At 66.3% G+C, this 14,079-nt stretch carries 14 protein-coding genes and 1 pseudogene; 5 read left to right on the top strand and 10 right to left on the bottom strand.

Features of this window, described 5'->3' with window-relative positions:
* Positions 1–136 precede the first annotated feature (136 nt).
* Both istA and istB read left to right on the top strand, forming a co-directional pair.
* Positions 137–1,636 (top strand): annotated as a pseudogene (istA, locus tag NF20_RS04660) (IS21-like element ISMav1 family transposase).
* On the top strand, positions 1,633–2,427 hold the full coding sequence (istB, locus tag NF20_RS04655) for an IS21-like element IS1612/ISMav1 family helper ATPase IstB (protein ID WP_009979999.1): 795 nt from the start codon (positions 1,633–1,635) through the stop codon (positions 2,425–2,427). The pseudogene istA and the gene istB overlap by 4 nt, the downstream one beginning before the upstream one ends.
* A gap of 51 nt (positions 2,428–2,478) precedes the next feature.
* Here the strand turns inward: istB and NF20_RS04650 are convergent, their stop codons facing one another.
* The 3 genes from NF20_RS04650 to NF20_RS04640 all read right to left on the bottom strand — a co-directional run bounded on the left by NF20_RS04650 (position 2,479) and on the right by NF20_RS04640 (position 4,197).
* On the bottom strand, positions 2,479–2,664 hold the full coding sequence (locus NF20_RS04650) for a hypothetical protein (protein ID WP_019734530.1): 186 nt from the start codon (positions 2,662–2,664) through the stop codon (positions 2,479–2,481).
* Positions 2,665–2,750: 86 nt separating this feature from the next.
* Positions 2,751–3,179 (bottom strand): DUF1877 family protein, encoded by a 429-nt coding sequence (locus NF20_RS04645; RefSeq protein WP_019734529.1) that lies wholly within the window; start codon positions 3,177–3,179, stop codon positions 2,751–2,753.
* Between the two features lie 94 nt (positions 3,180–3,273).
* Entirely contained in the window at positions 3,274–4,197 is a 924-nt protein-coding gene (locus NF20_RS04640) for an SDR family oxidoreductase (RefSeq protein WP_033712113.1), read from the bottom strand.
* Between the two features lie 78 nt (positions 4,198–4,275).
* Here NF20_RS04640 and NF20_RS04635 point away from each other — a divergent pair, with 78 nt between their 5' ends.
* Both NF20_RS04635 and NF20_RS04630 read left to right on the top strand, forming a co-directional pair.
* Positions 4,276–4,890: a TetR/AcrR family transcriptional regulator gene (locus tag NF20_RS04635; protein WP_019732682.1), complete on the top strand. Its 615-nt coding sequence runs from the start codon at positions 4,276–4,278 to the stop codon at positions 4,888–4,890.
* 128 nt (positions 4,891–5,018) lie between these two features.
* Positions 5,019–5,474, top strand: a complete 456-nt coding sequence (locus NF20_RS04630) for an MPT63 family protein (RefSeq protein WP_019732683.1) — start codon at positions 5,019–5,021, stop codon at positions 5,472–5,474.
* A gap of 26 nt (positions 5,475–5,500) precedes the next feature.
* Here NF20_RS04630 and NF20_RS04625 read toward each other — a convergent pair whose 3' ends face one another.
* The 6 genes from NF20_RS04625 to NF20_RS04600 form a co-directional block, all read right to left on the bottom strand.
* The gene (locus NF20_RS04625) at positions 5,501–6,109 is read right to left on the bottom strand and encodes an LGFP repeat-containing protein (RefSeq protein ID WP_019732684.1); all 609 of its coding nucleotides are present in this window, start codon (positions 6,107–6,109) and stop codon (positions 5,501–5,503) included.
* Between the two features lie 170 nt (positions 6,110–6,279).
* Complete coding sequence (locus NF20_RS04620; RefSeq protein WP_033712111.1) at positions 6,280–7,128, bottom strand: SDR family oxidoreductase; 849 nt, start codon at positions 7,126–7,128, stop codon at positions 6,280–6,282.
* Positions 7,119–9,251: a 3-hydroxyacyl-CoA dehydrogenase NAD-binding domain-containing protein gene (locus tag NF20_RS04615; RefSeq protein ID WP_019732277.1), complete on the bottom strand. Its 2,133-nt coding sequence runs from the start codon at positions 9,249–9,251 to the stop codon at positions 7,119–7,121. The genes NF20_RS04620 and NF20_RS04615 overlap by 10 nt, the downstream gene beginning before the upstream one ends.
* Before the next feature lie 6 nt (positions 9,252–9,257).
* Positions 9,258–10,469 carry an acetyl-CoA C-acetyltransferase gene (locus tag NF20_RS04610; protein ID WP_019732278.1) on the bottom strand — a complete coding sequence of 404 codons (1,212 nt, stop codon included), beginning with the start codon at positions 10,467–10,469 and terminating at the stop codon, positions 9,258–9,260.
* A gap of 10 nt (positions 10,470–10,479) precedes the next feature.
* Positions 10,480–11,643, bottom strand: a complete 1,164-nt coding sequence (locus NF20_RS04605; RefSeq protein ID WP_019732279.1) for an acyl-CoA dehydrogenase family protein — start codon at positions 11,641–11,643, stop codon at positions 10,480–10,482.
* A gap of 2 nt (positions 11,644–11,645) precedes the next feature.
* Entirely contained in the window at positions 11,646–12,464 is an 819-nt protein-coding gene (locus NF20_RS04600) for a CoA transferase (RefSeq protein ID WP_019732280.1), read from the bottom strand.
* A 113-nt stretch (positions 12,465–12,577) separates the two neighbouring features.
* Here NF20_RS04600 and NF20_RS04595 point away from each other — a divergent pair, with 113 nt between their 5' ends.
* Positions 12,578–13,165, top strand: coding sequence for a TetR/AcrR family transcriptional regulator (locus NF20_RS04595; RefSeq protein ID WP_033712124.1), 588 nt, complete (start codon positions 12,578–12,580; stop codon positions 13,163–13,165).
* Positions 13,166–13,185: 20 nt separating this feature from the next.
* Here NF20_RS04595 and NF20_RS04590 read toward each other — a convergent pair whose 3' ends face one another.
* Complete coding sequence (locus tag NF20_RS04590) at positions 13,186–14,070, bottom strand: alpha/beta fold hydrolase (protein WP_019732282.1); 885 nt, start codon at positions 14,068–14,070, stop codon at positions 13,186–13,188.
* Between the last annotated feature and the right edge of the window lie 9 nt (positions 14,071–14,079).

Genomic DNA, 14,079 nt, shown 5'->3' with positions numbered 1-14,079 from the left:
TAGGAAGTCCCCACTGGTGGCCAGGTAGAAGTCCCCACTCCTTTGCGGGCTCGTCGTGTCTTTTCCGGGAGCTGAGGGCCTGGGCGGTGACGGTGATAGCGCCAACTGTCACTTGATCACCGCCCAGGGAGCTCTATTGAAGTCTGCAAGGGAGCGTATGAACATCATTTCGGCGTATCACCAGGTCGGGTCGTATCGCGGCGCGGCCGAGCTGTGCGGTACTACGCACAAGACGGTCAAGCGGGTCATCGAGCGGGCCGAGGCCGGTGGCGCGCCCCCGCGGGAACCACGGCCACGCAACCTCGACGCGTTCACCGATCTAGTCGCCACCCGAGTCGAGAAATCACACGGCAAGATGTCGGCGAAGCGGATGCTGCCGATCGCCCGAGCTGCCGGGTATCAGGGCTCGGCCCGTAACTTCCGCCGCCTGGTAGCCGAGCAGAAAGTATTGTGGCGCAACGCTAACCGGCATCAACGCCGTCCGGCGGTCTGGTCACCCGGTGACTATCTGGTGATGGATTGGGCCGAAGCTGCACCGGGGTTGATGGTGTTCTGCGCGGTGCTGGCCTATTCGCGGTGGCGGTTTGTGCGGTTCGCCGCCGACGAGAAAGCCTCGACCACGCTGGCGATGATCGCCGAAGCCCTCGAGGCGATCGGTGGGGTTCCGGCCAAGATCCTGGCCGACCGGATGGGCTGCCTCAAAGGTGGTGTCGTCGCCAATGTTGTTGTTCCAACACCGGATTATGTGCGATTCGCGTCCCACTATGGCTTCGTTCCGGACTTCTGCCACGGTGCGGATCCGCAATCGAAGGGCATCGTGGAGAACCTCTGTGGCTACGCTCAGGACGACCTTGCGGTGCCGCTGCTGACCGAAGCTGCGTTAGCCGGTGAGCAGGTCGACCTACGTGCCCTCAACGCCCAGGCGCAACTATGGTGCGCCGAGGTCAATGCCACGGTCCACTCGGAGATCTGCGCCGTGCCCAACGATCGCTTGGTTGACGAGCGCACCGTCTTGAGGGAGCTGCCCTCGCTGCGGCCGACGATCGGCTCGGGGTCGGTGCGCCGTAAGGTCGACGGCCTCTCGTGCATCCGTTACGGCTCAGCTCGTTACTCGGTGCCTCAGCGGCTCGTCGGTGCCACCGTGGCGGTGGTGGTCGATCATGGCGCCCTGATCCTGTTGGAACCTGCGACCGGTGTGATCGTGGCCGAGCACGAGCTCGTCAGCCCAGGTGAGGTGTCCATCCTCGATGAACACTACGACGGACCCAGACCCGCACCCTCGCGTGGTCCTCGCCCGAAAACCCAAGCAGAGAAACGATTCTGCGCATTGGGAACCGAAGCGCAGCAGTTCCTCGTCGGTGCTGCTGCGATCGGCAACACCCGACTGAAATCCGAACTCGACATTCTGCTCGGCCTTGGCGCCGCCCACGGCGAACAGGCTTTGATTGACGCGCTGCGCCGGGCGGTTGCGTTTCGCCGGTTCCGCGCTGCCGACGTGCGCTCGATCCTGGCCGCCGGCGCCGGCACCCCACAACCCCGCCCCGCCGGCGACGCACTCGTGCTCGATCTGCCCACCGTCGAGACCCGCTCGTTGGAGGCCTACAAGATCAACACCACCGACGGGACGGCCTCATGACCACCGCTGCCAAGCCGGTGGCACCGTCCTCGGCGGCACCGCTGGCTGCTGACCTTGACGCGGCGCTGCGGCGGTTGAAGCTGGCCACGGTGCGCCGCAACGCCGCCGAGGTGTTGCAAGTCGCCAAGACGCAACGCTGGACACCGGAGGAGATCCTGCGGACGTTGGTTGAGGCCGAGATCGCTGCCCGCGATGCCTCCAACACCGCCAACCGTCTCAAGGCCGCAGCCTTCCCGGTCACCAAGACCCTCGACGGGTTCGACGTCACCGGATCGTCGATCACCGCAGCCACGTTCGACTACCTGTCGAGCCTGGAATGGATTCGGGCACAACAGAACCTGGCGGTCATTGGCCCACCTGGTACGGGCAAAAGTCACCTGCTCATCGGCTGCGGGCACGCTGCCGTCCACGCCGGATTCAAAGTCCGCTACTTCACCGCCGCCGACCTGATCGAGGTCCTCTACCGCGGCCTGGCCGACAACACCGTCGGCAAGATCATCGACACCCTGCTCCGCGCGGATCTGGTCATCTTGGACGAGATCGGCTTCGCCCCGCTCGACGACACCGGGACTCAACTGTTGTTCCGGCTCGTGGCTGCCGGCTACGAGCGCCGCTCCCTGGCCATCGCCTCGCATTGGCCCTTCGAACAATGGGGGCGATTCCTGCCCGAGCACACCACCGCCGCCAGCATCCTCGATCGGCTGCTGCACCACGCCAGCATCGTCGTCACCTCCGGCGAGTCCTACCGGATGCGCCACGCCGACCACAAGAAGGGAGCCGCCAAGAATTAGCCAACCACCCGCAGCGGAGTGGGGACTTCTGCTGGCCACCAGCGGGGACTTCTACTTGGCCATTGACATCGACGCGCCCACGATCTCTTCTTCCGTGAGGCGCCAGCGGGGTTTGTCGGCAAGAACGGTGCGCCTTTGGGGCGCAAACGCGTTCATTGCCGCGACCGCCAAAAGAAGATCGTCCGCGTCGTCCGCATCCTTCTCGATTGCCTCGTGCGCGGCTAATGCGGTCGTCATATGAACCCCCAGGATTGCGGTCGCCAATAGGCGTTATCTCGTATCTCCACGCTAAGAGTGCGAGATCAAGATTGCGGCAACGCTCCTTAACGGTCGCAGCACAACGTCCATGCTCTAGGAGCAATGGACCATGCGCAGCGCTTGACGTCTCGCCGCCGAGTCCACGCCGCGATCAGCCGCACCGGCAGGTGCTCGTTTCGGTGAATCGCCCGTCGACTGGCCCACGCGAATCGCGTCGCCGCCAATTGTGTTGCGATGGCAGCTACGTGGTCTGCCGATAAACCGAAGTAGATCTCACCGTTTTGGGTCGGGATGGGCTCGCCGGGCATGTGTTGGGGAGCGATAGCGATCGGCACGTCGGCGGCCGACAGCAGGAACTGGATGCCGTCGATTGCCTTGTCGACCGAGCCGCTCGGTCCGTCGCCGGTGGGCAGCCGCCACAGAATGCTCCTGGCCTGTTGCGGATCAGCGATCACCTGCGCCAGCTCGGCGTCGGTCAACTTGGTAAAGGTCACCGCTGTTTGGCCTTTCTCTGGCCGGCCGGTATCCGATCAAGACTAAAGCCAGCCTCGGGCGCGGCGGCTGAGAAAAAGCAAACGCGTGCTTGGGTCACCCCTGTCCGGCACCTTCCACGACGGTGAAGTAGTCGCCGTGCTCGAGGTCTTCCAGCAGCGTGTGGTGGCTCGGGTTCCAGCCGAGCAGCGCGCGGGTGCGCGCACTGCAAGCCGGCACGTCAGCGGCGAACACCGAGCTCAGCGCCGCGCTCCCGAAATGGGCTGGCGCGTCGTCCAATTCGACCGACACGACCGGCAGATCAAGCTTTCGACCGATCTTTTCGGCGATGTCCCGCAGCGGCACACCGCTTTCCGCCGTTCCGTGCAGCGCAGTTCCGGCCGGCGCCTTCTCCAGCGCAAGCCGAAACAGGGTTGCCGCATCGAGACGGTGGACCGCGGGCCACCGGTTGGTCCCGTCCCCGATATACGCCGAGACACCCGTTTTGCGGGCGGTCGCCACCAACATCGCCACGAACCCGTAATCACCCGGGCCGTGCACAGTCGGGGCGAGCCGGATCACGCTCGAGCGCACTCCCCGCTCGGCGTATCCCAGACAAGCCCGCTCGCCGGGGATCCGGTACGCGGCGAACGCGTCGGGGTCGGGCGCGTCCGTCTCCTCGCTCACCCGTCCCGGAGCCATCACCATGGTCCCGGACGTTGACACGAACGGTTTGCCGGTCCCGGCCAACGCGGCCCCCATGGCCTCGATCGCATCGACGTCGCGTTTGGTGATGCCGGACAAATCGCCGGAGTCCCCACCGATAGCCATATGGATGACGCCGTCGGCGGCTGCCGCGCCCTCGCGCAGCCGGTCGAGATCGTCGAGCGAACCCGCGAACGGCCCTGCTCCCAGGCGAGCCAGGCGATCCGCCGAGGCGGCCGAGCGGGCCAACCCGGTGACCCGGTGCCCCGCAGACAGCAGCTCCGATACGACGGCGGGCCCGGTCAGGCCCGAGCCTCCAGTGACGAACACGTGCACGAGATTCCCCCTCGAAGCTAAGTGGAGCGCGTTCCGATTAGCTGACGAGAGTACATAACCGGAACGTGTTCCGCTAGAGTGGCCCGCGTGGCTCAACCCGTTCGCAGCGACGCGGCGCGCAATCGCGAGGCGCTCATCGAGGTCGCGACCAGGTTGTTCGCCGCGGCCGCCGGCGGCGACGAACCCTCGCTGCGGTTGATCGCCCGCGAGGCCGGTGTCGGGGTCGGCACGTTGTTCCGCCACTTCCCCACTCGCGAGGCATTGGTCGAAGCCGTGTACCAGGACCAGGTGCGTCGCCTGACCGAAGGCGCCGATCAGCTGCTGGAGAATCATCCACCCGCGCAGGCCATGCGCCGCTGGATGGATCTGTTCACCGACTGGTTGGCCACCAAGCACGGCATGCTCGGCACCCTGCGGGCGATGATCAATAACGAGCAACTCGGCTCTGGTCACACCCGCATCGAGTTGCTGGCCGCCATCGATAAGATCCTCGCGGCCGGTCGCGCCGCGGGTGACATCGGCGACCACATCAGCTCCGAAGACGTCGCGGCCGGCCTCATCGGCATCTTCACGGTGGCCCCGACCGGCGGCAACAGCGAGCAAGCCACCCGGTTACTCGACATCTTCATGAACGGACTCTCGGCACCTCAGTCGACCGTGCACATTACGACGAGCACGACGGACAACCCGTAGCCCACGCGGGATCGAGCCCGATCGAAACGCACGCCAGCAAATGCCAGGGTTTGAAATTCCACGCTTTGGATAGACCTCGCTTCAACTGCCGCTCCCCGGATAGCGGCACATCAGGAAGGGAGCCCGACGTGGCGTTCTCACACATTGCATCGAAAACGACGGCAGCGACGGCCGCGCTGGCGGCGGCCGGACTCCTCGCCGCGACCCCGGCATTCGCCGATCCGCAAATCCTGCAATTCGGCCAGATGGCAGAGATTTCCAGCAACGGTGGCACCATCGACTACACCGTGAGCAACCTGCAACCCAGCGGCCACAACGACGGCGTGTGGTACTCCGACGTCACGGCCAAGGGTGTCAGTGGTAACGCGGTTCCCAACATTGCCGACTTCAACGCGCGGGCCGTCAACAGCTCCACGTTCGCGGTGATGAAGGGCAACCAGACCGACGGTCTTCCCGAGGGGCCACTGCCCCTGGGCACCCCCGTCACGGGACGCCTTTACTTCGACGTGCGCAACGGCACGAACCCCGACAGCGTCGTCTACCGGGACGCCGGAGGTACGGACAAGGTGGTCTGGAAGAGCTAGCCGGTCGGGTGAACGCCTGATTCGGGCTACAGCCCGGACGGCACAACCTTGCCGTTGACCGTCACCGCGACCTGGTCGGTCTTCGGGTCGTATTGGATCGTGCCGTGCTCGAAGTTCGACACGAGCACATCGCCGACGGAGCTCTGGTCGCTGACGGGCAATCCCAGCGGACCTGCCGAACCGTTGGTGCCGGTGATCTCGGGCGTGCCGTCCGCGCCGCGTGGCACATTCCAGGCCTCCCGGATCTTGCCCAGGGTGATATAGGCGGGCGTTCCGGGCGCGTCGTTCTTGGCGGTGATCACGCCGCCCTCGAACTGCTGGAACACCACGCCGCTCTCCCGTTTCCCCGCGTTGCGGTCACCCGTCAGTGGCTTGCCGAGAGCCTTCTTCTGATCGTCGGTGGCCGACGCGTACTTGGCCGCGATCGGCCCGGTCAGCGTCACCTCGACGTTGCTCTCCCCGATGAGCTTCACCTCGGTGGGCTGCGCCGGGTTCGCCGACGTGGAGGTGGCGCTCGCTGCCGCGTGGGGCGGTGCCGACGCGTCGACGCTCTTGCCATTGCTGCATCCCACGGTGATCAGCGCGACGGCGGCCAGGCCGACGACTGCCGAACGGCGGTGTGCGGTCGTTTTCACGGGGTTCCTCTCGCGTCGTCCGATGGAGTGGGTCAAGGTGCGGCCACCTCCTCGCCGGCGGTCTTCATCGCTCCGAACGAACTTACGCCGCTAGCACTGGCAGCAAGCCAGAGCACCCGAGTAAACCTCAGCGCTGCTCGCCGGGTACCCGCTGCACGAGATTCGTTTCTTCAGCCCCTGTCATGATCCTCGGCCAGCCGCCGGTGGTAGGCGGCGCGGGCGTTGGGGTCGGCGCCGCTGACGAGCTGGTCGAACCGGACGGCGTGCGCGACGGCAAAACGCGGCGTGTCTGGCAGCAGCGAGACGGACTTGAGTAGGGCGCCGAGGGTGGCCGGCACGGTCTTGCGTGGCTTGTTTTTGCTGATGGCGGCGACGATGCCGGCGGCGACGTCCTCGGGCTCGGCGGTGGCCAGTGGCCTGGCCCAGCCGGGAACCTTTGTGCCCGCGGATAATTCGGTATTGATGATGCCCGGAAGCACCAGGCTGACCCCGACGCGGTGCGGGCGCAGTTCGCGGTGCAGCGATTCGGTGAAGCCGACCACGAAATGCTTTGTGCCGCAATAGGTCGCCATTCCCGGCTCACCGGTGACGCCGGCCAGCGACGCGATGTTGACGATGTGTCCCGCTCCCCTGGGCACGAACCGCGCTGCCGCCAGCCGAGACCCGTTGAGCACCCCGTAGACGTTGACGTCGATCATGCGGCGGCTCATGGTCGGCGACTCGTCGACGAACGGGCCGGTCGGCATGATGCCGGCATTGTTGACCAGCACGTCGAGCCGACCCAGCCGGGCCTCGACGTCGTCCAGAAACGCGGCGAACGAGGCGGGATCGCTGACATCGAGCGGCAGCCCGACCACCGCCGGATCGCCGCCGAGTTCGACGGCCTGTTTCTCGGCGAGTTCGGTGTCGAGGTCACCGAGGGCGATCTTGGCGCCTTCGGCCAGAACCGCTTTCGCCGTCGCCAGCCCGATGCCGCGTGCGCCGCCGGTGATCGCGACGACCTTGTCCGTCAGATCCACCGGAACCGCCCTCCATACGCGGCCGCCAGTTCGTCGGCGCGCCGGCGGAACGCATCGGCGCCGCCCGGATAGCCCTTGACGAACTGGCGCACCCCGCCGGTCCACGGCGGGTAACCGATGCCGAAGATCGAGCCGACGTTGGCGTCCGGGTCGGAGCTGATGACGCCGTCGTCGTAGGCCTTCTGCGTTTCGATCGCCTGGATGAACAGGTAGCGGTCCTGCAGGTCGTCGAACGGAGCCGACAGTGCGCGTTTGGTGTTGAATGCCGTTCGCAGCCCGTCCCACAACCCGGCGCGGGTGCCGTCGGCGTAGTCGTAGAAACCCGCGCCGCCCTGCTTGCCGGTACGGTCGAACGTGTCCATCAGCGTGGCGAGCACCTCGGCGGCCACGCGCACCGACTCGTCGAGCGGGAGGCCGTCGGCTGCGGCCGCCTGCACCGTCTCATCCATGATCTTGCGGATGGTGCCGAAGCCGAGCTCGTCGGCTACCTGTAGCGGCCCGGCCGGGTAGCCGGCCTGAAAAGCCGCCTGCTCGATGGTGGCAGGGTCGATGCCTTCGGCGAGCATGTTGAAGGCCTCGAGCAGGTAGGTGGAAAACACCCGGGTGGTGAAAAACCCGCGGCCGTCGTTGACCACGATCGGGTACTTCTTGATGGCCAGCGTGTAGTCGATGACCCGGGCCAGGGTCTCGTCGGATGTCTTTGCGCCACGGATGATCTCGATCGGGTCCATCTTTTCCACCGGTGAGAAGAAGTGGATGCCGACGAAGTTCTCCGGCCGACTCACCCCCGCGGCCAGGTCGGTGATCGGCAGCGACGAGGTGTTGGAGCCCAGCACGGCGCCGGGTTCGACGATGTTCTCGATCTCGGCGAACACCTTGTTCTTCAGCTCGGTGTTCTCGAACACCGCCTCGATCACGAAATCCACGCCGGCGAAGTCGGCGGCATCGGCGGTCGGGATGATGCGGTCCAGCAGCGCCCGCGACTTCGCCTCGGTAGTACGGCCTTTCGCCAACGCCTTCTGCTCGAGGTGTTCCGAGTAGGCCTTGCCCTTGCGGGCCGCCTGCAGCGTGACGTCTTTGAGGACGACGTCGATGCCGGCTTTCGCTGTGACATACGCGATCCCGGCGCCCATCATGCCCGCGCCCAGGATGCCGACCTTGTGGATGGTGCGCTCGGGCACATCGGCGGGGCGCGACGTCCCGCTCTGCACTGCTTGCAGATCGAAGAAGAACGCCTGAATCATGTTCTTGGCGATCGGGCCGGTGACCAGGTTGACGAAGTAGCGCGTTTCGATGAGCTGGGCGGTGTTGAAGTCGACCTGGGCTCCCTCGAGTGCGGCCGCCATGATTGCTCGCGGCGCCGGCATCGGCGAGCCCTTGAGCTGCTTGCGCAAGTTGGCCGGGAACGCCGGCAGGTTGGCCGCAAACGCCGGTGTGGACGGGCTGCCCCCGGGAATCTCGAAACCCGGAACGTCCCACGGCTGCACATGCTTGCCCGGGTTGGCCAGGATCCACGCCTTGGCGGCCGGCACCAATTCGTCGACGGACTCGACCAGTTCGTCGACGAGGCCGACCTGTTGGGCCTTGGCGGGCTTGAATCGGTTGCCGGTCAACAACACCTGCATCAGCGCGTTTTGGATGCCGAGCAGCCGCACGCTGCGCGCCACGCCGCCGGCACCGGGCAGCACCCCCAGCATCACCTCGGGCAGGCCGATCACGCTGCCCGCCACGTTGGCCGCGATGCGGTGATGGGTGGCCAGCGCCAGCTCCAGCCCGCCGCCCAACGCGGCGCCGTTGATCGCGGCGACCACCGGTTTGCCCAGCGTCTCCAGCCGACGCAGATCACGTTTGATCGCCGTGGAGCCGTCGAACAGCTGCTGCGCGTGCTCGGGTCCGGCGCTGCGGATCTGGGTCAGATCGGCGCCGGCGAAAAACGTGGACTTACCCGAGGTGATCACCACACCGGTGGTCTCGTCGACCTCGGCCTCGAGCCGGTCGATCATCGCGCCCATCTGCTCGACGTAGGCGTCGGTGAGCATATTGGCGCCGTTGTCGGGGTCATCGATCGTCAGCGTGACGATCCCGTCGGCGTCCTTGTCCCAGCCAATAATGCTGTCACTCAATTGAACTCAAACCCTTTCGATGATGGTCGCCACGCCCATGCCGCCGGCGACGCACAGCGTGATCAGGCCGTAGCGTCCACCCCGCCGCTCCAGCTCGTCGAGGACGGTGCCCAACAACATGGCGCCGGTGGCACCGAGCGGATGACCCATCGCGATAGCACCGCCGTTGACGTTGTACTTCTCGTCGGGGATGCCGAAATATCGTTGGATCTTGATGGCGATGGCCGCGAAGGCCTCGTTCATCTCGAACAGGTCGATGGCGTCGATGGTCAGGCCGGCAAGGTCAAGTGCCTTGCGCACGGCCGGGATTGGGCCGCCGAACATCAGCACCGGGTCGGCGCCGCTGGTGGCCGCGGACACGATGCGCGCCCGCGGGGTCAGACCGGACGCCGCGCCGGCCTGCTCGCTACCGACCAGCACCAGCGAGGCGCCGTCCACAATGCCCGAGCTGTTGCCGCCGGTGTGCACGTGGTTGATCGCTTCGACCCAGTGGTAGCGCTGCATCGCGACGGCGTCGAAGCCACCGAATTCGCCGATGCCCGCGAACGCGGGCGCCAACTTGGCCAGGTCCTCCACCGTGCTGTCCGGCCGCATGTGCTCGTCGTGATCCAGGATGGTCAACCCGTTGATAGCCCGCACCGGCACAACCGATTTCGCGAAGTAGCCGCCCGACCACGCCTCGGCGGCGCGCCGCTGCGAACGCACCGCGTAGGCGTCGACGTCCTCGCGGGTGTACCCCTCGATGGTGGCCAGCAGGTCGGCGGCCACCCCCTGCGGGATGAAGTAGTTGTCGTAGGCGGTCGCCGCGTCGTAAGCCATCGCCCCTCGGTCGCTGCCCATCTCGACCCGCGACATCGACTCCACCCCACCGGCGATCACCAACTCGTCGAAACCCGAGCGCACCGCCTTGGCCGCGACGTTGACGGCGTCCAGACCCGACCCGCAGAACCGGTTGAGCTGCACCCCGCCCACGGTGTCGGGCAGCCCGGCCACGGTGACCGCCGTGCGCGCGATGTCCATGCCCTGATCGCCCACCGGGGTGACGACGCCGAGCACGACGTCGGAGATGCGGTCCTCGTCGAGGTCCGGAAAGCGGCTGCGCAGCGCGTCGATCAGCCCGACCACCAACGAGATCGGCTTCACGGAATGCAGCGCGCCGCTGGCTCTGCCCTTGCCCCGCGGGGTGCGGATTCCCTCGTAAATGTATGCCTCAGTCAATTCAACGTCCTTACAGCGAGCGGCTGATGATTTCCTTCATGATTTCGCTGGTACCGCCGTAGATCCGGTTGACCCGCGACGCGGTGTACATGTTGGCGATCGGATACTCGGTCATGTAGCCGTAGCCCCCGAAGATCTGCAGGCACTTGTCGACGATCTGGTCGCTCTTCTCGGCGGCGAACAGCTTGGCCATCGACGCGGTTGCCGGGTCGTTCTTGCCGTCGAGGTACTGCCCGACGGCGTAGTCCACCATCGTCTTGATCGCCAGCGCCTCCGTTTTGCATTCGGCCAGCACGAATTTGGTGTGCTGGAACTTGCCGATCGGCCGGCCGAACGCCTCCCGCTCCCGCGAGTACTTGATCGCCTCGAGCACCGCGACCTCGGCGAGCGCCGCGCAGATTGTCGCGATGATGAGCCGTTCGCGGGCAAGCTGCTCCATCAATTGGTAAAAGCCCAGACCCTCCTGCGCGCCGAGCAGGTTGGCCACCGGCACCCGCATGTCGGAGAAGAACAGCTCGCGGGTGTCCTGCGCGTGCTGGCCCATCTTGGCCAGCACCCGGCCACGCTCGAAACCCGCCAGGTTCTCGTCGGTTTCGGCCACGATCAACGACACCCCGGCAGCCCCCTTCGACGGGTCGGTCTTGGCCACGATCACCAACAGGTCGCAGTGAGTTCCATTGGAGATGAACGTCTTCGACCCGTTGATGACGTAGAAGTCGCCGTCGCGTCGCGCGGTGGTCTTCACCGATTGCAGATCCGACCCGGTACCTGGTTCGGTCATCGCGATGGCCAACACCGCCTCACCGCTGATGATCTTGGGCAGCCACCGCCTGCGCTGCTCGTCGCTGCCGTAGGCCCAGATGTAGTGCGCGACGATCGGCGAGTGCACGGCGAATCCGAAGCCCTGGTCGTAAGCGTAGGCCAGCTCCTCCTGCACGACGACGTTCATCGCGAAGTCGCCGCCCGCGCCGCCGTATTCCTCGGGCAGGTCCAGGCCCAGCACACCGGCATCCCCGGCTTTGTTCCAGAACTCCCGATCGACCGCGTGTTGGGCGGCCCAGCGTTCCTGGTTCGGGGTGGCCTCCTTGCGGAAGAACTCCGCGGCGTGCTTGCGCAGCTCGCGGTGCTGGTCGGTCTCCCAACGCGGACGGTAATCGGGAAACAATTCGGACATATCTACCTCACTTCGTTCAGGGGAATATCCATATGCCGCGCAAGGTCTTCCAGCTCGGCGGTGGTCTTGGCCGCGAACGCCGCACCCAGGCTTTCGTGACTCCCGTCGGCGCCGAACACCTGGCACGTGCGGGCGAAAAAGTGCGGTTCGATCGCCCCAAGGGCGACGTAGCCGTCGGCGGACGCGTAGATGCCGTATCCGGGGTAGGCGCCGCCGAGCACCGCGCCCTCCCCCATCAGCCCGTAGCGCACCGCATCGCCAGCCCGGGCGGCGGCTTCCTCCAACACGACGCGGTAGCGTTGTCCCGCACCCGCTTTCGCGGCTTGCAGCAGCGCCGCGAGCGCGCTCGACACCGCGCGTTCGGCGCCCAGCACATCTGCGATCGGCACCTTCGGCATATGCGGCGGGGTCAGCGTGCCCTGGGCCGCCTGGTAGTTCAGGTCATGGCCCGGGGTCTCGGCGTGCTCGCCGTGATGCCCGACGATCTCGATCAACGACAACCGCGGAAACTTCTGCTGCGGGCGCGCCAGGCCTGACCGATGCAGCGCCGAGGGCCGCATCGAGGTGATCAGCAGGTCGGCGCCCGCCAGCAGTTCGTCGAGCTTGGCGCGATCACCGGTGTCCTTGAGATCGAGCGTCAGCACGTTTTGGTGCTCGATCAGCCGCGCGTACCAGTCGGGCGCGGCGGCGGCGAGCGGATCCCCCGTCGCCGGCTCCACCTTCGTCACCGCGGCACCCAGTTCGGCGAGCCGGGCCGCCGCCAGCGGACCGGGCAGGTTCACGGCCAACGACACCACCGTGACACCGATCAGGGGCTGCATAGAACGTCATCCTCCATTCCCCAGCGTACGATACAGATGTATTGGAAATAGATCAAACGTAGAGCTAATTGGGTAAGGCGCTAACATAGCGGCGTGGACGAGGAGCAGTGGTGATGACCAATCCGCGGGCGACCAACGAGGACCTGACGGCCAAGGCGCGAATTCGCAACGCCGCGCTGGACCTTTACGCGCAATATGGCGAAGATCGAATTTCGCTGCGCGACATAGCCTCTGCGGCCGGCGTCACCCTGGGGTTGGTGCAACACCACTTCAAAACCAAGGCCGGCGTGCGCGATGCAGTCGACCAGCTGGTGGTGGACTACTTCGCCCACGCGCTGGCTCAGGTTCCGGCCGAGGGCAGTGCGCGGCACGTCGCGGCGGCCCGCGACGAGGCGGTCGCCCGCATGCTGCGCGACAACCCCCCGGTGGTCAACTACGTGCGGCGCGCGGTGCTCGATCCCTCCGAGGATCGGCTGCACCTGCTCGATGCGCTCATCGAGCTGACTCGCCGCGAGATCACGGCCCTGCGGGGTTCGGGAGTGGCATCCACCAAACGCCCCGAGTCCAACCAGATCCTGGGCGTCTTGATTCGCCAAATGGGCGAGCTGCTGTTGCAGCCCATGGTCGACGCGGTGTGGGACCGCGTCGCCAAGCCGACTGACGCCCGCAAGCCCCGGCTGCGCATCACCGTCGAAAACTAACGTGGCCCCGGCGCCGGTTATCAGCGGGTCGCGTCCGCCAGCTGTTCGATCTCGGCGTTAAACGCGTATGGCACTTCGATATTCGTGCAGTGCCCGGCGCGGGGAAACCGCGCGAACCGGTGCAGACTGCCCCGGACCTGTAGTGTCTCGGCGATCCGGTGTGCAACTGCCGGCGGCGTCAGCCGATCCTCGGTGCCGGTCACCACGGTGGTCGGCACCGGGAGTTTCTCCAACCCGGCGGTGACGTCCAACCCGGACAGCCCCGCTCCCCACACCGCCCGCACATCGGTGCGGCAATCGGCCAGGATCTCATAGACGAAGTCCACCGCCTGCCGATCGGCGTAGCGGGACAATGCCATCCGCTGCAGGGGCCACCGTGACCAGCGGATCGAGGGAAGCGTCATCGTCGAGCCCGCTAACGCGGTGATCAACGGTCGGCGGATGTGGCGATAGCGGTCGGCGAATGGCAGCAGCATCGTGGTGGCGCTGAAGCGCTCGGCGATGGTGTTGGCCAACAGCACCGCCGACACCGCGTGGGCGGCGAAGCGCTGTGCCCACGCCATGATGGTGATCCCACCAAAACTGTGTCCCACCAACACCGCCCGTTCCCCCGGTGCCAACACCGCGTCGAGCACGGCGGCAAGATCGCGCCCCAGCACGTCGGGGCGCACGCCGTCAGAGCCCAGCGTGCTGCGGCCCAGCCCGCGCTGGTCGTAGGCGATCACCCGATACTTGGCGGCAAGAGCGTTGATCTGCGGGTTCCAGTACTCGATGCGGCATCCGAAACCATGGATCAGCACGATCGGCTGGCCGAACGCCGAACCGTAACTGCGCACATGCAGCTGCGCGCCGTCGTGCGTCGCCACCGTCGTCGCGTCGTAGGCTACCCGCGGCTCCCGAAACAAGCCCTCAGC

This window comes from Mycobacterium sp. MAC_080597_8934, assembly GCF_000523975.1.
In the GTDB taxonomy this organism is placed as follows: domain Bacteria; phylum Actinomycetota; class Actinomycetes; order Mycobacteriales; family Mycobacteriaceae; genus Mycobacterium; species Mycobacterium avium.
The sequence above is the reverse complement of the archived record's forward strand: the minus strand, read 5'-3'. Positions and strand labels throughout refer to the sequence as shown.

Excerpts from the sequence above, each read along its gene's own strand:
- istB (WP_009979999.1), top strand. The coding sequence starts at position 1,633 with ATGACCACCGCTGCCAAGCCGGTGGCACCGTCCTCGGCGGCACCGCTG.
- NF20_RS04650 (WP_019734530.1), bottom strand. The coding sequence starts at position 2,664 with ATGACGACCGCATTAGCCGCGCACGAGGCAATCGAGAAGGATGCGGAC.
- NF20_RS04605 (WP_019732279.1), bottom strand. The coding sequence starts at position 11,643 with ATGTCCGAATTGTTTCCCGATTACCGTCCGCGTTGGGAGACCGACCAG.
- NF20_RS04600 (WP_019732280.1), bottom strand. The coding sequence starts at position 12,464 with ATGCAGCCCCTGATCGGTGTCACGGTGGTGTCGTTGGCCGTGAACCTG.
- NF20_RS04595 (WP_033712124.1), top strand. The coding sequence starts at position 12,578 with ATGACCAATCCGCGGGCGACCAACGAGGACCTGACGGCCAAGGCGCGA.